The sequence below is a fragment of the Novosphingobium lindaniclasticum LE124 genome (assembly GCF_000445125.1).
Classification (GTDB): domain Bacteria; phylum Pseudomonadota; class Alphaproteobacteria; order Sphingomonadales; family Sphingomonadaceae; genus Novosphingobium; species Novosphingobium lindaniclasticum.
This window is the reverse complement of the sequence record NZ_ATHL01000076.1, coordinates 157,490-175,567: the sequence shown is the minus strand read 5'-3', so window position 1 is coordinate 175,567 and position 18,078 is coordinate 157,490. Positions and strand designations below refer to the sequence as shown.

At 65.4% G+C, this 18,078-nt stretch carries 16 protein-coding genes and 1 riboswitch; of the genes, 7 read left to right on the top strand and 9 right to left on the bottom strand.

Translation table 11 applies throughout. The features are described 5' to 3' along the window. The first annotated feature begins 31 nt into the window (after positions 1 to 31). The 3 genes from L284_RS0124190 to L284_RS36035 all read left to right on the top strand — a co-directional run bounded on the left by L284_RS0124190 (position 32) and on the right by L284_RS36035 (position 3,644). Entirely contained in the window at positions 32 to 994 is a 963-nt protein-coding gene (locus tag L284_RS0124190; RefSeq protein ID WP_021234186.1) for a glycosyltransferase family 2 protein, read from the top strand. Positions 995 to 1,720: 726 nt separating this feature from the next. Continuing rightward, entirely contained in the window at positions 1,721 to 2,635 is a 915-nt protein-coding gene (locus L284_RS36040) for a dihydrodipicolinate synthase family protein (protein WP_021234185.1), read from the top strand. A gap of 10 nt (positions 2,636 to 2,645) precedes the next feature. After that, positions 2,646 to 3,644, top strand: coding sequence for a 4-hydroxyproline epimerase (locus tag L284_RS36035; RefSeq protein ID WP_021234184.1), 999 nt, complete (start codon positions 2,646 to 2,648; stop codon positions 3,642 to 3,644). A gap of 49 nt (positions 3,645 to 3,693) precedes the next feature. On the opposite strand, the gene L284_RS36030 is transcribed toward L284_RS36035, so the two are convergent. Together L284_RS36030 and L284_RS36025 are read right to left on the bottom strand one after the other, a co-directional pair. Continuing rightward, a complete protein-coding gene (locus L284_RS36030; protein WP_021234183.1) occupies positions 3,694 to 4,467 on the bottom strand; it encodes an ABC transporter ATP-binding protein in 774 nt (257 codons plus the stop codon). Continuing rightward, positions 4,461 to 5,417, bottom strand: a complete 957-nt coding sequence (locus tag L284_RS36025) for a FecCD family ABC transporter permease (protein ID WP_052018395.1) — start codon at positions 5,415 to 5,417, stop codon at positions 4,461 to 4,463. The genes L284_RS36030 and L284_RS36025 overlap by 7 nt, the downstream gene beginning before the upstream one ends. Before the next feature lie 141 nt (positions 5,418 to 5,558). Here L284_RS36025 and L284_RS36020 point away from each other — a divergent pair, with 141 nt between their 5' ends. Then, positions 5,559 to 6,407, top strand: coding sequence for an ABC transporter substrate-binding protein (locus L284_RS36020; protein WP_021234181.1), 849 nt, complete (start codon positions 5,559 to 5,561; stop codon positions 6,405 to 6,407). Here the strand turns inward: L284_RS36020 and bluB are convergent. The 5 genes from bluB to L284_RS35995 form a co-directional block, all read right to left on the bottom strand. After that, complete coding sequence (bluB, locus tag L284_RS36015) at positions 6,394 to 7,029, bottom strand: 5,6-dimethylbenzimidazole synthase (RefSeq protein ID WP_021234180.1); 636 nt, start codon at positions 7,027 to 7,029, stop codon at positions 6,394 to 6,396. The two genes, L284_RS36020 and bluB, sit on opposite strands and share 14 nt — an antisense overlap. Before the next feature lie 2 nt (positions 7,030 to 7,031). After that, positions 7,032 to 7,637 carry a cob(I)yrinic acid a,c-diamide adenosyltransferase gene (cobO, locus tag L284_RS36010; RefSeq protein WP_031342185.1) on the bottom strand — a complete coding sequence of 202 codons (606 nt, stop codon included), beginning with the start codon at positions 7,635 to 7,637 and terminating at the stop codon, positions 7,032 to 7,034. Positions 7,638 to 7,639: 2 nt separating this feature from the next. Beyond that, positions 7,640 to 11,452, bottom strand: a complete 3,813-nt coding sequence (cobN, locus tag L284_RS36005) for a cobaltochelatase subunit CobN (protein WP_021234178.1) — start codon at positions 11,450 to 11,452, stop codon at positions 7,640 to 7,642. 136 nt (positions 11,453 to 11,588) lie between these two features. Then, entirely contained in the window at positions 11,589 to 12,638 is a 1,050-nt protein-coding gene (gene cobW / locus L284_RS36000) for a cobalamin biosynthesis protein CobW (protein ID WP_021234177.1), read from the bottom strand. A 192-nt stretch (positions 12,639 to 12,830) separates the two neighbouring features. After that, a riboswitch (cobalamin riboswitch) is annotated at positions 12,831 to 13,074 on the bottom strand. 32 nt (positions 13,075 to 13,106) lie between these two features. Continuing rightward, entirely contained in the window at positions 13,107 to 13,688 is a 582-nt protein-coding gene (locus L284_RS35995) for a histidine phosphatase family protein (RefSeq protein WP_021234176.1), read from the bottom strand. Between the two features lie 196 nt (positions 13,689 to 13,884). Here L284_RS35995 and L284_RS35990 point away from each other — a divergent pair, with 196 nt between their 5' ends. Together L284_RS35990 and L284_RS35985 are read left to right on the top strand one after the other, a co-directional pair. Beyond that, a complete protein-coding gene (locus tag L284_RS35990; RefSeq protein WP_021234174.1) occupies positions 13,885 to 14,112 on the top strand; it encodes a CbtB domain-containing protein in 228 nt (75 codons plus the stop codon). A gap of 8 nt (positions 14,113 to 14,120) precedes the next feature. Continuing rightward, complete coding sequence (locus L284_RS35985; protein WP_021234173.1) at positions 14,121 to 14,873, top strand: CbtA family protein; 753 nt, start codon at positions 14,121 to 14,123, stop codon at positions 14,871 to 14,873. A 102-nt stretch (positions 14,874 to 14,975) separates the two neighbouring features. Here the strand turns inward: L284_RS35985 and L284_RS35980 are convergent, their stop codons facing one another. Next, positions 14,976 to 15,452: a MarR family winged helix-turn-helix transcriptional regulator gene (locus L284_RS35980; protein WP_021234172.1), complete on the bottom strand. Its 477-nt coding sequence runs from the start codon at positions 15,450 to 15,452 to the stop codon at positions 14,976 to 14,978. Positions 15,453 to 15,875: 423 nt separating this feature from the next. Between L284_RS35980 and L284_RS35975 the strand changes: the two genes are divergently transcribed. Further along, positions 15,876 to 17,666, top strand: coding sequence for a M14 family metallopeptidase (locus tag L284_RS35975; RefSeq protein ID WP_021234171.1), 1,791 nt, complete (start codon positions 15,876 to 15,878; stop codon positions 17,664 to 17,666). A 108-nt stretch (positions 17,667 to 17,774) separates the two neighbouring features. Here L284_RS35975 and L284_RS35970 read toward each other — a convergent pair whose 3' ends face one another. Continuing rightward, positions 17,775 to 18,041, bottom strand: coding sequence for a DUF6356 family protein (locus L284_RS35970; protein WP_021234170.1), 267 nt, complete (start codon positions 18,039 to 18,041; stop codon positions 17,775 to 17,777). Positions 18,042 to 18,078 lie beyond the last annotated feature (37 nt).

Genomic DNA, 18,078 nt, shown 5'->3' with positions numbered 1-18,078 from the left:
TTCCTATCGTACCGGCTCAAGTAGAGGTTCCATGCCCCAGGTTTCCGTCATCATGCCCTGCTATAATGCGGCCTCGTTCCTGGACCGGGCGATCCTGAGCCTGCAGGAACAGACCTTGAAGGATTGGGAGCTATTGGCGGTCGACGACTGCTCGACGGACGATACCCGCGCACGATTGCAGGAATGGTCGAGACGCGACCCGCGCGTCCGCTGTCTCCAGACGCCGAAAAACGGCGGCCCCAGCGCCGGGCGCAACATCGGCATTCGCGAGAGCGCGGGAGACTGGCTCGCCATCCTGGACGCCGACGATGCTTTCAAGCCGGAGCGTCTCGCCAGCCTGACGGCATTGGGCAACGAGCAGGGTGCGGATCTCGTTTTCGACGGCTTGATCTATTACGACGATCAGGAACGAAGGGAAACCGGCCGGTCCTTCCAGCAAGGCGGGATTTCGGCCGTGACGTTACCCGGGCTGATCGACGCGGAACGACCGGGATCGCCGCTCAAGTTCGGCTTCCTCAAGCCGATCATGCGCCGCAGCTTCATCAGGGCCAAGAACCTGCACTACTCCGAGAAACTGCGCTTCGCGGAGGATTTCGACCTCTATGCCCGCTGCCTGCTTTCCGGCGCCAGCGCCATTCTCGATCGGCGGCCTTTTTATATCTATACGACGCAGTTGGGGCAGGTGAGCGGCGCGCGTTCGCAAGGGACACGGACGCGGTTCACGCCGCAAACGCGGGTGGAGATCATGGACCGCCTGATCGCCGACTATGAAGCCACCGCCGATCGCGCCACGTTGAGCACCCTGCGACAGGGAAGGCAGTGGCAGGTGCTCTATGCCGACGCCCACCGCCTGGGCGAGTTGCGGCGGACGGGCCAATGGACCGCGTTTGCTTCGTTGAGCCTGCGGCACCCGCGTGCCCTATGGCGCTTCGTGTCGCGATCGCGCCTTTTTCGGTCCGGAGGGGGCGGCAATAATTCGGCTGCCGGCATCTGAACTACACCAGAATGGCAACCGGTCATATGCGCGAACCAAGCGGTTATCCGCTTATAAACAAGGCATTTTTCTGTATAACCGTTCTTGATCGGACGTATCCGGACCTTCTATATGCGAAGGCTTCGCAGCGCATAGGAGGCTGAAAATCAATAAAATTGTCCAAGTCATACTCGTAGTTGCCATCGCGGTAACCGTCATGTTCGGCGGACGTTGGTACATGTACGTCGCTCATGGTGAGAGCCCCTACGACGAAGTCGGCATTGCGCTGAACGGTTACATGCCCGGCCCCTTGCGGTCGTGGGGCTGCCATAAGATGCAGGAGCGATTCCCCGGTCAGCTTCCGCCATACGGCTGCGGCGGCGCGGACGGTCGTAGCTGGATCTGATCAGCATCAGACCTTCTCTACGCGGCGGAAGCATGGGCATGCTGCCGCCGCGGTCCGCCAACCGCTCCAACGCCACATCTCTGCTTTCCCTTGCGCCGATACGCACGCTTGCGCCTGAGCTTCAAGCGTCCCGCAACTTCCCATCAGATCTGCGATCTTCGTCCGTGCCGAACGCTGTGGTTCGGCCGAGCCGCTCGATATGCAGCCACCGCGTGCCCGGGCCGGCCCCCGGTTATGATAGGGATGTGCAAAACAACTTGGATTATGCGATTTTTGCAATTGTGGCGTGCGTCGTAATATCGTATACGATATTTCAAGTTAGAGAGAGTAGGAAGAAATTCATGGCAATTGGTTGGAAGGGCGTTTTCCCGGCGGTCACCACGCAGCTCCGCGAGGATCTGTCGATCGACCTCGCCGACACCCAGCGCGTCGTCGACGATCTCATCAACGATGGTGTCACCGGCGTGATCGCGCTCGGCACGGTCGGTGAGAACAACTCGCTGGAATTCGAGGAAAAGGTTCAGGTTCTCGCGGCCATCGTCGAGGCGGTGAACGGCCGCGTTCCGGTGGTTACCGGCACTTCCGAATTCGATACGCGCCGTGCCGTGCGCTATGCCCAGGCTGCCGAAAAGGCCGGCGCAGATGGCCTGATGCTGCTGCCGCCGATGGTCTACGTCACGAAGCCGCATGAACTCGTCAACCACTTCAAGGGCGTGGCCCAGCAGACCGGCCTGCCGATCATGCTCTACAACAATCCGCCCGCCTATCGGACCGTGATCGACAAGGAAGTCCTTTCCGCTCTGGTCGACGTGAAGAACATCGTCGCCGTCAAGGAATCGGCTCCGGATACCCGCCGCTTCACCGACTTCCGGAACGAATTCGGCGATCGCTACACGCTGTTCGCCGGTCTCGACGACGTGGCGCTCGAAGGGCTCTACCTCGGTGCGCAGGGCTGGGTTTCGGGCCTGACCAATGCCTTTCCGAAGGAATCGGTCGAACTGGTCAAGGCTTTCGAGCGCGGCGATCACGCCAAGGCGATGGAAATCTACCGCTGGTTCATGCCGCTGCTTCACCTCGACGCCGAGCACGATCTGGTCCAGTCGATCAAGCTGGCCGAGCAGGTCATGGGTCGCGGTTCGGAGCGCGTTCTGCCTCCGCGTTACGTCCTTGAGGGCGAACGCCGCGCTCAGGTGATCGCGATGGTCGAAAAGGCCGCCGCCACTCGTCCCGACCTGACGGTCGCGGCAGCAGCATAAGGGAGCGTCGATGCGGCACACTTTCTTCTGCATCGACGGCCATACAGCCGGTAACCCCGTTCGCCTCGTGGCGGGCGGGGCTCCGCTGTTGAAGGGCGCCTCCATGTCCGAACGACGCCAGGATTTCCTGTCGCGCTTCGACTGGATCCGCACCGGCCTGTGCTTCGAACCGCGCGGGCACGACATGATGTCGGGGGGCTTCCTCTATCCGCCTACCGATGCCGCCAACGATATCGGGATCCTCTTCATCGAGACATCCGGCTGCCTGCCGATGTGCGGCCACGGCACCATCGGTATGGTCACCTTCGGCCTCGAACACGGGCTGATCCAGCCCGCGACGCCGGGCAAGTTGCGCGTCGAGGTTCCGGCCGGCGTGATCGAGATCGTCTACGAGACCGAAGGCCCCAAAGTCACTTCGGTCCGGATCACCAATGTCCCCGCCTATGTCGCCGAGCGTGGCATCGAGGTGGACGTGGAAGGCATCGGCCCGCTCACTGTCGATGTCTCCTATGGCGGCAACTATTACGCCATCGTCGAGCCTCAGGGCAATTACACAGGCCTCGATGACCTGGGCGCCTCCCGCATCGTCGAGCTTTCGGGCCGCATTCGTGAGGCCGTGCGCGCCAAGTACGAGCCGGTCCATCCGCTCGATTCCACGATCCGCGGCGTCAGCCATGTCCTCTGGGCCGACAAGCCCAAGCACGAAGGGGCAGACGGCCGAAACGCCGTGTTCTACGGTGACAAGGCGATCGATCGCAGCCCCTGCGGCACTGGCACCTCGGCCCGCATCGCGCACTTGCACGCCACCGGCCGCCTGAAGGTGGGCGAGCGGTTCGTGCATGAAAGCTACATCTGCAGCCGCTTCATCGGCCGGGTGGAGCAGGAAGTCATGCTGGGCGACAAGCCGGCGATCATTCCCTCGATCGAGGGTTCCGCTATCGCCACCGGCTTCAACACGATCTGGATCGACCAGGCCGATCCCTTCTGGGCGGGCTTCCAGGTCACCTGACGCGAAACGGGAGAGGGAGCCCTGTGTGCCCTCTCCCGTTGCTCCGGTTTCAAGCCCGTTCGAGCGGCACCACGAAGGGCAGCGGCCCGGCCATATCGACATGGCTGGTGACGCCGTAGACCGCCCGCAGGCGATCTGCGGTCAGGACTTCCTGCGGCGTACCATCGGCAACGAGTTCGCCGCCGTTCACCAGAAGCAGCCGGTCGCAGTAGCGCGCCGCCATCGTCAGGTCGTGCAGCACCGCCACGACGAGCTTGCCCTCGTGCGCTTCGCGCGCAAGCAGGTCCATGACGTCGATCTGATGGCCGGGGTCGAGCGAGGCAAGCGGTTCGTCCACCGCCAGCGCCGGTGCGCCGACCGCCAGGGCGCGGGCCAGCATCGCGCGGGCGCGCTCGCCGCCCGATAGCTCGGTTGCGACGCGGGACGCCAGATCGGTTACGTCGGCGCGTGCCATGGCGTCCTGCACGGCGCTTTCGTCGGCAGCGGAAATCCGGGACATCGGACCGAGGTGGGGCAGACGCCCCAAGGCCACGAGACGTTCCACCGTGAGCGGCCAGTGCAGGGTCTGCCCTTGCGGCAGATAGGCCACGCGGCGAGCAAGGGCGCGAGGGTGAAGCCGGGCCAAAGGCTCCCCATCGATCGCGACCTTGCCGCCCGCAAGGGGAACCAGGCCGAGCATGGCGCGGATCAGCGTGGACTTGCCCGCGCCGTTCGGCCCGATCACGCCTACCAGCGCGCCGGGGCGGAGCGTCGCAGACAGACCCTGCAGAACGTCACGGCGCCCGAGGCGGACATGCAGGTCCTCGATGGCGATGGTCACCACAGGCGGCGCTCCCTGAGCAGGTGGAAGAGGAAGACCGGAACGCCGAGGAAGGCCGTCACTACGCCCAGCTTGAGTTCGGCATCGGTGGGGATCAGGCGAACGAGCACATCGGCCGCGGTCAGCAGCACGGCACCGCCCAGCATGGAAGGCGCGAGGAGAGCGGAAGGGCTGCGGTCGGTCAGGGGGCGCACGAGATGCGGCACGATCAGGCCGACGAAGCCGATAGCGCCCGAAACCGCCACCGCGCCGCCCACGCCGATCGCCACGCCCAGCATCAATCGGCGGCGGGTATGGCGCAGATCGACGCCCAGCGAGCGCGCGCCGTCCTCGCCCAGCGACAGGGCGTCGAGCGCGCGCGGACTGGCCATCAGCAGGCCGGCGCCCACGACCACGCAGGGCAGGGCGATCCAGACATGCTCCATCGCCCGGTTCTCGATCGAACCGAGAAGCCAGGACATGATCTCCATCGCCGCGAAAGGATTGGGCGAGAGGTTGAGAGCCAGGCTGATCCCGGCGCCGGCCAAGGTCGAGACGGCGATCCCGGCTAGGATCAGGCTCAAGGGGCTTTCCGAACGCCCCGCCAGCGCGAAGAGCAGTGCGATCGAGAGCATGCCGGTGGCGATGGCCATCAGAGGCAACATCACCGGATGCCATTCGGAAAGCCCGAAGTAGAGCGCCACCACCGCGCCCAGCGCCGAGGCATTCGATGTGCCGAGGACCGACGGTTCGGCCAGGGGGTTGCGCAAGTAGCCCTGGAGAACCGCTCCGGCGAGGCCCAGCATCGCTCCTACCATGAGGCCGATCAGCGTGCGCGGCAGGCGAAGCTCGAACAGGATCGCGCGTGCTACCCGATCGTTTGCCGGGTCGCCGAGGGTTGCGACGATCCTGCCCCAGCCCAGCGCAACCGGTCCTACAGCCAGCGATGTGATGGCCACGGCGACCAGCGCCATCGCCAGCAACGGAATCAAGGCCGGATGACGCGGAACGGAGGGAGGGCGGGACGAACTGCGGCTCTGCACGATAACCTCGCATGCGATCGGGTTGCCCGTCACGCTTGTGTCCCGGGTCGGTGTTGGTAAGGAGCCCATGACATGGGCCTCGAAAAAATCCATCGCTATCTTCGGCTTGTCCCCTGCCTCCTGCTGGCGGCGCCTCTGGCGGCAGCCTCTTCGGGGGCGGCAAAGCATGCAAAAGACCGGCCGCACCGGATCGTCTCGCTGAATCTCTGTGCGGACCAGCTGCTGGTAGCGCTGGCCGATCGCGAGCAGATCGCCGGGCTGACCCGCTACGCATCCGATCCGAACATGTCCGAGGTGGCGAAACAGGCCCGGAGCCTGCCGGTCTTCGGCGGTTCGGCGGAAGAAGTCCTGGCAGCCGATCCCGATCTGGTGATCGGCATGCCGGCGCGCCGCAATTCGGCCATCGCCGTGCTCAAGAGCCAGCACTACACCTCGCTCGATCTCAAGTCGGCGCATGACTACGCGGGCATTCTCGCCTCGATCCGCGACGTGGCGCGCGCGGTAGGGCATCCGGAGCGCGGCGAAGCGATGATCGCGCGGATGAACGCCGATCTTGCGGGCTTGCGGAGTGCCGGTCGAGGCAGGGTAGCCGCCTATTACCAGCGGCGGGGCTATCTTACCGGCACCGGTACGCTGGTGGACGACCTGATGACGCGGGTCGGTCTCGTCAACCTGGCGGGGAAACTCGGCAAGCCATCGCTCTCGCAGATGAGCCTGGAAGACATGGCGGTGGCGCATCCCGATTTCATCGTGATCGACAGCGCCACGCAGCGGATTTCCGATCAGGGCACCGAGATGATCCATCATCCGATCCTGCGCGACATCCCGCGCGTGGCGATACCGCAGGCGTGGACCGTCTGCGGCAGTCCCGCCTACGTCAAGGCGGCGAAAGCGCTGGCGGCGGGGGTCAGCGCTCGCTGACGTTGGTCCGCCAATCCAGTCGCGATTGCCAGCCGCGTCTTTCGAGTTCGGGCGTGTCGTCCAGCTCCAGCGGGTGACCCAGACAGAGCAGGGCGACGAACCGCCAGTCCGGCGCGACGCCCAGCACGCTCTCGACATATTCCGGCACGACCACCGAAACCCAGCCGAGCCCCAGTCCTTTCGCGCGCGCCGCAAGCCAGAGCGTATGGATCGCCAGAACCACCGAATAGCGCCTGCTTTCCGGCATCGTCGCAGCACCGAGGCCCGAGCCTGAGACAGTCGCCTCGTCGCAGAACACGGCGATCACCTCCCCCGCTTCTCGCATGCCGTGAAGCTTGAGCGCGGAATAGGCGGCGCGGCGATCTTCTGACAGGGAAAGTCCGGCGCGCGCCACTTCCGCGTCGGCATGGAGTGCCAGTTCTTCCCGCAATTCGGCCGAACGCACGCGCACGAAGCGCCATGGCTGCGAGTTGCCTACGGAAGGCGCGAGTTGCGCGGTCGCCAGCAGTTCGGCCACCGCATCTTCGTCCAGCGGATCGCGGCGGAAATGGCGAACATCGCGTCGCCATTCCAGCAGTGCGGCAAGTTCGTCCTGGAATGCGGGGCCGAAGCGGGGCTGCATTCTCAGAATTCTATGCCGGCCTGCGCCTTCACGCCAGAGCGAAACGGATGCTTCACCAGCGTCATTTCCGTTACCAGATCGGCGGCGTCCATCAGGGCCTCCGGTGCATTGCGGCCGGTCACGAGGACGTGCTTCATCTCGCCGCGTCCGGTCAGGACCTCCAGCACTTCGTTGAGCGGCAGGTAGTCGTAGCGGAGCACGATGTTGAGTTCATCCGCCAGCACCATGTCGTAAGCAGGATCGGCAACCATGCGCTTCACCTCTTCCCAGGCTTCGCGGGACAGCGCGATATCGCGGGCACGGTCCTGGGTATTCCAGGTAAAGCCTTCGCCCATCGGCTTGAACTCGACCTGGTCGGGGAAGGCATCGAAGACGACCTTCTCGCCCGTGGTCATCGCGCCTTTCACGAACTGGACCACGCCCACTTTCTTGCCGTGGCCGATGGCGCGCACCACCATTCCCAGAGCGGCCGTAGTCTTGCCCTTGCCCTTGCCGGTGTGGACGATCAGCAGGCCCTTTTCGACCGTCTTGCCAGCCATGATCTTGTCATGCGCGGCCTGCTTCTTCTTCATCTTCTCGGCGTGCTGTTCATCGGTACGCTGCACCATGGTCATGCTCCAGAGAGTTCGGCGAGCGTGAGGCCCGCGCTGTTCGATCGGGGTTTCCAAAGGCCGCGCTCCAGCGCCTCGGACAGGCGCGCGGCGGTCTCCCGCAGGGCGGCGGGATTGGCCTCGGCCATGAAGTCTCGCACCGCTTCGTCCTCGATGAAAGCTGCGTGGACGAGGTCGAAGTGATGGTCCTGCACTGCATGGGTGGTTGCGGCGAAGGCGAAGAGGTAATCGACCGAAGCGGCGATCTCGAACGCGCCCTTGTAGCCGTGGCGCATCACGCCAGCGATCCACTTGGGGTTGGTGACGCGCCCGCGCACGATGCGCCCGATCTCGTCCTCGAGCGTGCGGATCACCGGGCGCTCGGGGCGGCTGTGATCGTTATGATAGCTGACCGGCGCGCGGCCTTTCAGATGCTCGACGGCGGCGGCGATACCGCCTTCGAACTGGTAGTAGTCGTCGCTGTCCAGCAGGTCGTGCTCGCGGTTGTCCTGGTTCTGGACCACCGCATCGACGGAGGCGAGGCGGGCCGCAAACAGCCCGCGCTCGGCATCGCCCTCCACCCCGCCGCCATAGGCGTAGCTGCCCCACTCGAGATAGACATCCGCCAGATCGCCGCGTTCGTGCCAGATCTTCTCGTCGATCATGGCCTGAAGTCCCGCGCCATAAGCCCCCGGCTTCGATCCGAAGACGCGCGTACCGGCCCGGCGCATAGCTTCGCTTTCCGCCTCGCCACTTTCGACCAGCTTTGTGCTTTCGGCGCGATGGCGCTCGGCGGCGGGGTTGTCGCCAAGGGGCTCGTCCAGTGCCATGACGGCACGGGCGGCGCTGTCGATCAGGTCGATCTGCTCGGGGAAGGCATCCCTGAAGAAGCCGGATACGCGCAAGGTCACGTCCACGCGCGGGCGGCCAAGTTCGGCCACGGTCATGATCTCGAACCCGACCACGCGGCCCGATGTCCAGTCCCAGCGCGGGCGCACGCCCATCAGTGCCAGGGCTTGCGCGATATCGTCGCCGCCGGTGCGCATATTGGCGGTGCCCCAGGCGGAAAGCGCGATGGCCTGGGGGTACTCGCCCTCGCGCTGGAGGTAGTCGTTGACCAGTAGATCGGCGGACTTGCGGCCGAGTTCCCAGGCGACGGCGGTGGGCACCGCGCGGGTATCGACCGAATAGAAGTTGCGACCCGTGGGCAGCACATCCGGCCGTCCGCGCGTGGGCGCGCCGGAAGGACCGGGGAGGACGAAGCGACCGTCAAGGCCGGCGATCAAGGCATCCGCCTCACGCAGCCCGCAAAGATCGATGCGGGGTGCGAGGTCGGCCGCGATGGCGTGGAGGACTGCGGCGGTGCGTTCGCCTACGTCGTCCCGGACCTGATGCGGGACCGCTGGCAGTTCTGGAGGCGCTTCCTCGCGAGCAAGGCGCCGCTCGGCCACCGGTCCCCGATCAGGTCCGGGACGACGGCGATCGACCAGTTCCGCCGCCAGCAGTTCCAATCGCTCGACGGTGTCGCCATGGGTGCGCCATGGCTCCTTCGACACCGCCTCCAGCATCTGCGGACGCGCGCCCTCCCAGCGGTCGCCCATCCGGCAATCGAGCGGGTCGAAATCGAGCCCGAAGTCCTCGGCCATGGCGCGCAGCAGAGAGGCCTGCCCGGCATGATCGTAACCGCGCGGTGTGCGCGCAAGAGCCACCAGCAAGTCGCGGCGCAAGCGGCCTTGCGGAGATTGCGTGAAGACATGCAGACCGTCGCGGATCTGCAACTCCTTCAACTCGCACAGATAATTGTCGATGGCTGAAAGCGCGTCGTCGCCGTCGCCGCTGGCCCCGGCATCGCGGTCGAGACCGTGGCTGCGGGCCAGATCGAGAATGTCGCGTCGCAGCCGGTGGAGACGGCGGGGGTCCATGCCGGCGGCGAGGTAGTATTCGTCCACCAGCGCCTCGAGCTGCTTGAGCGGCCCATAAGTCTCGGCGCGGGTGAGCGGCGGGGTGAGGTGGTCGACCACCACCGCGCTGATGCGGCGCTTGGCCTGAGTGCCTTCGCCGGGATCGTTGACGATAAAGGGATAGAGTTGCGGCAACGGCCCGGCGCAGATCTCCGGGAAGCACTCACGCGAGAGCGAGATCGCCTTGCCCGGCAGCCATTCCAGGTTTCCGTGCTTGCCGACATGAACCACGGCCTGCACGCGGAAATCCTGCGCCAGCCAGATGTGAAAAGCCAGATAGGCGTGCGGCGGGGGTAGGGCCGGGTCGTGGTAACTGGCCTTGGGGTCGATGTTGTAGCCGCGCGCGGGCTGCACCGCGATGGCAAGCCTGCCGAAGCGGTGCACGGGCAGGCGAAAGGCTTCATCCTTTACGAAAGGATCGGCCGAAGGTTCACCCCAGCGCTCCAGCATGGCCTTGCGCGCGCTTCTGGGGATCGCCGCAAAGGCGGTTTCATAGGCGGAGAGCGGCAGCGAGACTTCGCCGGGCCGCTCCAGCGCGGTAAGATCGTTGGTCACGCCGCCGGTCATGATCCGCATCAACGCGGCCCCGTCTCGCGGCGCGGCGCCGGTATCGTAGCCTGCTTCGGCCAGGGCGGCGATGATGGCGGCGGTGCTGGCGGGCGTGTCGAGGCCGACACCGTTGCCGATGCGACCGTCGCGGTTGGGGTAGTTCGCCAGCACCAACGCCACGCGCCGCTCGGACGGTTCGCTGCGACGCAGGCTTGCCCAACCGGCCGCCAGGTCCGCGACGAAGGCGACCCGATCCGGCGCAACCCGCGGAACGACGATACCGCACTGGGTCACGTCATCGAAGCGCTCGGCCGCCTTGAAGGCGACAGCGCGGGTGAAGATGCGACCGTCGACTTCGGGCAACGCCACGTTCATCGCAAGATCGCGAGGGCCCAGGCCACGTGCGGCATCCTGCCATTCGGTTTCCTCCACGCCTGCGAATGCGACTTGCAGGATGGGGCAGTCCGCCTTTTCGAGGATGCCAGGCTTGCGGTCGTCCCCGGTGGACGAGGAGGCGAAGCTCGTGGCGTTGACGATCACGTCCGGGGTGATCTCGCCCAGCAATCCCCCGAGCCAGTCCACGGCGAAAGGCTCTCGCAAAGCGCGGACATGGACGGCGGCGACATTGAAGCCGCGAGTCCGCAGCGCCGCGATCATGGCGTCCACGGCGTCGAGCGTCCCCGCGATCATCAGCGCGCGGTAGAACACCAGCAGTGCGAGCGGGCGGCCTTCGATCCAGCCTTCGCGCACGTCGGCCAGGCCGGCGCGCTCGGTGCCGGCAAGGTAGAGCCCGGCATCGGCAACCGGCACTGGATCGTCCGGCCGTCCCGCGTCATGACCGATGACTTTTGCGGCGGTGCGAAGAAAGGAAAGCGCGTTGGCCGTGCCGCCCTGCCGCAAGTAGTCACGCATCCGCTCGCGCAGATCGGACGGAAGGGTGGAGGCGCGATCGAGTGCCGGGTCCGCTTCGCGCCCATCGGTGATGGCGGCGAAAGCGATCCCGTTCTCGCGGGCGACGCGCGCGATTTCGTCAATCCCGTAAGGCCAGTAGCTCTTGCCGCCGAGCAGGACGACGCAGACGAACTTGGCCTTGGCGATCACTTTCTCGACGTAGAGGTCGATCGAGTAGGGATGGCGCAGTTGCAGCAGGTTGGCGAGGCGAACGCTGGGAGCGTCGGAGGAAAGGCGCGCCGCCGCGCTTGCAAAGCAGGCAAGTTCGCTGTCGGCCACGGTGAGGATCACCATGTCGCCGGGAGACTGGTCGAGGTCGATCGCCTCCTCGCCGTTGGCGATCGTTCCCGGCGTGGCGGAGAGCAGGTGCATCAGGCGCGGCCCTCGTACACGTCGCTCTCGTCATTGCGCGCGTGGCGAAGCAATCCAGGGCGGCTCCGCGCCGCTCTGGATTGCTTCGCCGGCTTCGCCTCCTCGCCATGACGAAGAGGGGAGGAATGGAGCGGCTTCACGCCGGCACGGTGCCGAGCACGTCCGCCAGTCCCGCTTCGAGGGTGGCCCGGTCCAGCCCCTTCTGGCCGATGACGACGAGCTGGGTACGGCGCGCTTCCTGAGCCTGCCAGGCGCGGTCGTAGAAGTGCTGGATGCGCGGGCCGACGGCCTGCACGACGAGGCGGCTCGGCTTGCCGCCGACCGCGACCATGCCCTTCACACGCAGCACGTCGTGCGCTGCGATCAGGTTTGCGAGGCGGCCGAGCAGGGCGTCGAGATCAGCCACGTCGCCGCCCGTGACGACGAAGCTGTCGAAATCGTCATGGTCGTGGTCTTCGGCCAGGCCGTCGATGTGAGAGGGGCGGGAGTCGAGGTCGTCCTCGGCGGCCGCGGTGATGCCGAGCAGGGCCGCGATGTCCACAGCGCCGTGATCCGCGCGCACGATCTTCACGCCGGGGCGGGTTTCGGCGAGGACCAGCGTTTCCACGCGCGCAAGCGCGTCGGCATCGACGAGATCGGTCTTGTTGAGCACGACCATGTCGGCGCAGCCCAACTGTTCCTCGAAGAGTTCCTCCAGCGGGCTTTCGTGATCGAGCATCGGGTCGGCCGCGCGCGCTGCGGCAAGGGCCGCTTCATCGGTGGCGAAGCGGCCCGCGGCCACGGCGTCGGCGTCGATCAGGGCGACCACGCCGTCCACCGTCGCGCGGGTGCGAATGTCGGGCCACTGGAAGGCCTTCACCAGCGGCTTGGGCAGGGCGAGGCCGCTGGTCTCGATGATGATGTGATCGGGCTTGTGCTCGCGGTCGAGCAGCTTCTGCATGGTCGGCAGAAAATCGTCCGCGACGGTGCAGCAGATGCAGCCGTTGGCCAATTCGACGATATCGTCTTCCGGGCATGCCTCGTCGTTGCAGCCCTTCACGAGTTCGCCGTCGACGCCGATGTCGCCGAACTCGTTGATGACGAGGGCGAGGCGGCGGCCTTTGGCGTTCTGCAGCAGGTGGCGGATCAGCGTGGTCTTTCCAGCGCCGAGGAAGCCGGTGATGACGGTGGTGGGAACTTTGCTCATGGTAGTCGTCTCCCGCGCGCCAGCGACCTGAAACGGCGGGGCTTCCTCATCGCGGGTGCGACGATCACGGAATAGCGCGTCAGGCCGGCGCACGGGCGCCCGACACGGCATGCCGCTGCGGCCCCGGCCGCATGCATCACGTCGCTCAGACGGAACAGTTACCGTGCCTTGGCCATTCCCTGGACCCGGGCAAGAGCGACATCGACGCCGGCAGGTTTCCTGGCTCGCGGGTCACGGCCCGATGCACGGCCTTCCCAGGCCTCGCATGACTTAGCGTCCGGCCCAGTGGCTGCGCCGGGCAATCTTTGCCCGCCGCGAATGTGCATCGCGCTCGCCGCTTACAGTTGCAGGGACAGCCTCGGATCGGGATGGCGGACCATCCTTACCGTGTTCCCGTATTAAGCCCCTTTCGGGGCACCGGCGCGATCTTTGCCGGGATGCCAGAAGGCATCCCGAACCTCACGGCGATTAGCTGCCGGCGCTCTCCCCCGCAAGCCCCAGCGACTGCAATCGCCACGTTCGGTTGAACGAAAGCACGGTTCGCGACAGCGGCGCCACATCGATGGAGAGAGTGCTGCGGAGCGGCATATCAAGCGCGTGCGCAAGGGCCGCGCGGACGATCATGGGATGCGTGATGGCGCAAACCGCATCGTTCCGCGCCGTGATCCGGTCCATCCATGCACCCACGCGCAGGCGTGCCTGCTCCAAGGTTTCACCTCCCGGAACGCCCTTTGACGGGTCGGAAAGCCACCTCGTCATCGCGCCCGGTTCCGCCGCCTCGATTTCGGCGAAGGATCGACCCGTCCAGCGGCCATGGGAAAGATCGGACAGGGCGATCTCCTCCTGCGCGAGAAGTCCCATCGCCGTGGCGGTTTCGGCGGCGGCGCGGGACGGACCTCGATGGACGTCGCCCCGAAAGCGGTTCGGCAGCGACACGCCTGCAGCCTCCCGGGCCCCAGCGGCATCGAGCGGTTCGCCATTACCTGGAAAACCGCCCTCCCGGCTCGATGCGGTGGCCGCGATGCAGATCAGCAGGAGGGTCGTCGCCAAGCGGTCATTCCGTGAAGTCGTTGACGCCGCCGCCCGCGCGGTCGTAAGGGAGCAGCGTCGAGTATCGAAGAAGCCGGTGAGAATCCGGCGCGGTCGCGCCACTGTAATCGCATGGGACCTTTTCCGTCGAGAGCCAGACCTTCCTGTTCGGCAACAGGTTTTCCGGGGACGCGCAATCCCGCCAAGGAGCATGACAATGGCTGTTTCCGCCGCAGTTTTCGATGACGCCTTTATTCCGGTAGAAGGCGGCAATGCCATTCCGCTCGAGGATATCGCACCCTGGGCCGTGCTCGGCGCCCTGCTGGCGGTAATCTTCCTCTATTTCGTCAGCACGGAGCAGGGCGCTTTCTCGCTGTTTCAGGGCATGTACGTGCACGAATTCGTGCACGACGGCCGCCATCTCCTCGGCTTCCCCTGCCACTGAGATAAGCCATGACCAGGGACCTGCTCTGGCGCGGGATGCTTGCCGGCATCCTGGGCGCCCTTCTTGCCACGCTTTTCGCGCGCGGCTTCGCGGAACCGCAGATAGACCTCGCGATCGGCTTCGAGGAAAGCCATTCGGCGCACCATGCCGCTCAGGAACATGCCGGACCGGCGCATGCGGAGCCGCAGGAGAAAGACCTCGTCAGTCGCGAGACCCAGAAGGGCGCGGGATTGCTCACGGCTCTGGCGCTTTACGGAGCGGCGGTCGGCGGTATCTTTTCGCTCGTCTTCGCCTATGGCTACGGCCGCATGGGGCATCTGGGGCCGCGCAGCTTTGCGCTGCTGCTGGCGGTTGTGACGTTCGTGCTCGTGGTCGTCGTGCCCGGGATCAAGTATCCGCAGACGCCGCCTGCGGTAGGCCAGCATGAGACGGTGGCCCTGCGTACCGCCGCCTATTTCGGAATGATCGCGCTGTCTCTCGGCGCCGCCTTGGTGGCGGTACGCGTTCGAAATGCCCTGGCCCGTCCTGGGCGAGGGTTCGACGCGACATTACTGGGCTTGGTGGTCTATCTCGGGCTGGTCGGCCTGGGCCAGTTCGTGCTTCCGACGATAAACGAAGTGCCTGCCGATTTTCCGGCCGTCCTGCTGTGGAAATTCCGCCTCGCCTCGCTCGGCACGCAGCTCGTGCTCTGGGCGACGATCGGGCTGGCTTTCGGACTGTGGGCGGAACGGGTTCTCAGGCGCGGGAGATCGCCTCGCTAGAGCGGTTTCCGATCAAATTGCACCGGATCGACCACCCTAACTTTCCGGTTAGATGCATTTTCGAGTCATCAGGTGATTCCACCTGATTGGAAAATGCTCTAATCACGCACTCTCGCTTCTTGCGACGAGACGGAGGGGAGCACGGCTCATCTCGTTGCCCGCCTGCGTCGTCTTTTGCAGAAGCTTGACGAAAAGCTCGCATTCTTCCGGGGTGAGGTGCGAGAGCAGGTCGGCCTGAACCTCGTCGACCAGAGGCGTCGCCGCATCGAGCGCCTCGCGTCCCAGCGGGCTCAGCAGGAGTACGCGCGCCCGGCGATCCGAAGGGCTCACCTCGCGGCTGACCAAGCCTTTCTGAACCAGCCTGTCGATTACGCCGCCGATGGTGACGCGGTCGTAGGCGATCATGCCGGCAAGCGTCTGCTGGTCCAGTCCCGGATGATCGCGCAAGGTCAGCATCGCAGCATATTGCACGGACGTGAGATCGAGCCCGGCTTGCGTCATGCGGCACGCAAAACGTGCAACGGAAATCTGATGCAGGCGGCGGACCAGATGTCCCGGCAAAGTCTCGAGGTCGCTCATGGCGCCACCTAGCGCGAGATTCCGTCATTGCTCAAGATCATGTTTTCGCGGCGCGGCGCTGAGCCCCAACGCGTGGGTTCTTTCAATGACAGCGCCAAGATGGCAGGAAATGTTGCAACATATCATTGACCCCAGAGGCACCGGCTGCCAGAAGCCGGAAGCCAAGGCTCCTTCCGGCCAATCTTTGGAACGGAGATAACGATTTTGCGCTTCGCCTCAAACGGCAATCTGTTCGCTGGGAGCTTGCCGATTTGCCTAGCCGTTTTTCGCTCCGGCATCTGCCAGTGAGGTGGAGGCGGAGACGGAGACAGGCGAACACGGCAAGCAGATCATGGACTCCGATGTGGATGGCAGGCCTGTGGCGGCAACTTCGCCGCTTCCGAGATCCCGTAAGCGATTGCCGAGAGAATGACAAAAAGGACGATGACGTTGACCAAGCTCCCTTTCGCCGCGGCGTTGGTGGCCGCATCGATTACCGTGCCGGTCCAGGCCGGGTCGTCGCCGCCGCCCGCGATCCTGCCGCCTGAGCTGCCCTGGTCGGGCGCCAGCGAGAAACTGATCGCGGGCAAGGACGATCCCTGGATCACGCCTGCGGAAGCGGCCGGGTTCGCGACGACGCCACGCTATGCCGACGTTCGTGCATGGCTGGAAAAGCTGCAGGCCGCTTCGCCGCTGATTCATCTGGAAACGTTTGGGCGTACCGGAGAAGGCCGTGACATGATCATGGTGCGGGCCGGCAAGGGCGCGCCGGGTAAGCCGGTCGTGCTGGTTCAGGCGGGCATTCACTCCGGCGAGATCGACGGCAAGGATGCAGGGCTCATGCTGCTGCGCGACATCGCGATGGGCGGCAAGGACGGCCTGCTCGACAAGGTGGACCTGGTCTTCGTGCCGGTCCTCAACATCGACGGGCACGAACGAGCGAGCGCCTGGAACTTCCTTCATGTGCGAGGCCCGGCCGAGAAGGGCACCGAGGGCAACGCACGGGGCATCAATCTCAACCGGGACTATGCCAAGGTCGATGCGCCGGAGACCCGCGCGATGATCGCCCTGCTACGCCGCCTGGATCCTGTGCTCTACGTCGACTGCCACGTAAGCGGCGGCTTCGACATGCAGTACGACATCACCTTCACTTACGCGGGATGGGGACGCTATGCCCGTCACCGCGCAACGGCGCAGTGGCTGGAAACCCGCTTCGGCCCGAATGTCACGGCTGCCCTGCAAAAGGCGGGACATGTGCCGACGATCTACCCGAGCCCCATCGATACCCGCGAACCGCAGCGCGGCATTCGCCAGAGCCCGGAAGGTCCGCGCTACTCGACGGGATATGGCGACTTCATCGGCGTGCCCACGGTGCTGGTCGAAAACCACATGCTCAAGCCCTACCGGCAGCGCGTACTCGGCACCTATGTCCTATTGGAAGCGGCGCTCAAGCTGGCAGCCCGCGATGCGTCCGAAATCGACCGGGCCAAGGCTGCGGATCGTGCCAGTCGCCCGGACACGCTGCTGACCCGCTGGCAACCGGCGAAAAACCCGATCGACTGGGTAGATGGGTTCAAGGGCGTGGCTTTCGAAAGCTACACCTCGCCCGCGTCGGGAAGGCGCGAGCAGCGGTGGACCGGGAAAAGTATATCGTTCCGCATGCCGGTGATCGGACAGGAGCCGGTGGAAATCGTCACTCTGCCCCAGGCCTGGCTGATCCCGGCTGCGCAGACCGAGGTCATCGACCGGCTCAAGGTCCACGGGATCGCTTTCGAGCCGATCGCGGCGGAACGGGAGCGAAGGATCGACCGCGTTCGCGTTCTCGAGGCGAAAGCAGGGCGAGCCCACGACGGGCGCGTACCGGTGGAAGCCCGGTTCCAACATGAGACGGTGACGCAAGTCGTACCCAGCGGAACCCTGCGCGTTCCTGCCGATCAGCCCCTGGGACTGCTCGCCGCAGCGCTCCTGGAGCCCGAAAGCCAGGACTCGTTCCTTGCCTGGGGCTTCTTCCCGGAAGTCCTGTCCTCGCGGCCCGGCAGCGAGGACTTCGTGACGGCACCGATCGCCGACGCTTTCCTGGCGCGCGATGCAAGCGCGCGTGCCGAGTTCGCGGCCAAGCTGGCGAACGAGCCCGCATTCGCCGCAGATGCCGATGCGCGGATCGCATGGCTGTTTGCGCGGATGAAGCGGCCGATCGCAGGCTTCCAAGACTATCCCATCCTGCGGGAGATGTAAGCAGGATACAGGGCGCGCCCGTCTGGCCGCGCCCTGTATCCTGGCGTTGCAGATCGGCACGTTAATCGAGGAAGTCTCCCCAAGCAGCTGATCTTCATGGCTAACCCACTAGATTTCGTACTCGATCTGCCAATGAGGAATGCGGGCAGGGCCCCCTTGCACTGCGCTTCTGGCTTGGCGCCGGGTCATCTCGCCATGCAGCTTCCTCACCATGTCGCTGCCTGCATGAGTGAGCAGACCGGGGACGAAGCCGTGGAGCATGGTCCCGAGACCTGCGATCACCATGCGCAGGCCGAAGCGGTTGGCGACGAGCCAATGCTGCGTGTAGCTTTCATCCACGGCACGGGGGTGATCGACGAAGAGTCGTTTCAGCATCGTTCTCACTCCAGACAGGAGGCCAGCGCGCCAATAC

What these genes read in the sequence shown, in the direction of transcription:
- L284_RS0124190 (WP_021234186.1), top strand. Translation starts at nt 32, where the DNA reads ATGCCCCAGGTTTCCGTCATCATGCCCTGCTATAATGCGGCCTCGTTC.
- L284_RS36040 (WP_021234185.1), top strand. Translation starts at nt 1,721, where the DNA reads ATGGCAATTGGTTGGAAGGGCGTTTTCCCGGCGGTCACCACGCAGCTC.
- L284_RS36035 (WP_021234184.1), top strand. Translation starts at nt 2,646, where the DNA reads ATGCGGCACACTTTCTTCTGCATCGACGGCCATACAGCCGGTAACCCC.
- L284_RS36025 (WP_052018395.1), bottom strand. Translation starts at nt 5,417, where the DNA reads ATGGCGCTGGTCGCCGTGGCCATCACATCGCTGGCTGTAGGACCGGTT.
- L284_RS36020 (WP_021234181.1), top strand. Translation starts at nt 5,559, where the DNA reads ATGGGCCTCGAAAAAATCCATCGCTATCTTCGGCTTGTCCCCTGCCTC.
- bluB (WP_021234180.1), bottom strand. Translation starts at nt 7,029, where the DNA reads ATGCAGCCCCGCTTCGGCCCCGCATTCCAGGACGAACTTGCCGCACTG.
- cobO (WP_031342185.1), bottom strand. Translation starts at nt 7,637, where the DNA reads ATGGTGCAGCGTACCGATGAACAGCACGCCGAGAAGATGAAGAAGAAG.
- cobN (WP_021234178.1), bottom strand. Translation starts at nt 11,452, where the DNA reads ATGCACCTGCTCTCCGCCACGCCGGGAACGATCGCCAACGGCGAGGAG.
- cobW (WP_021234177.1), bottom strand. Translation starts at nt 12,638, where the DNA reads ATGAGCAAAGTTCCCACCACCGTCATCACCGGCTTCCTCGGCGCTGGA.
- L284_RS35990 (WP_021234174.1), top strand. Translation starts at nt 13,885, where the DNA reads ATGGCTGTTTCCGCCGCAGTTTTCGATGACGCCTTTATTCCGGTAGAA.
- L284_RS35985 (WP_021234173.1), top strand. Translation starts at nt 14,121, where the DNA reads ATGACCAGGGACCTGCTCTGGCGCGGGATGCTTGCCGGCATCCTGGGC.
- L284_RS35980 (WP_021234172.1), bottom strand. Translation starts at nt 15,452, where the DNA reads ATGAGCGACCTCGAGACTTTGCCGGGACATCTGGTCCGCCGCCTGCAT.
- L284_RS35975 (WP_021234171.1), top strand. Translation starts at nt 15,876, where the DNA reads ATGACGTTGACCAAGCTCCCTTTCGCCGCGGCGTTGGTGGCCGCATCG.
- L284_RS35970 (WP_021234170.1), bottom strand. Translation starts at nt 18,041, where the DNA reads ATGCTGAAACGACTCTTCGTCGATCACCCCCGTGCCGTGGATGAAAGC.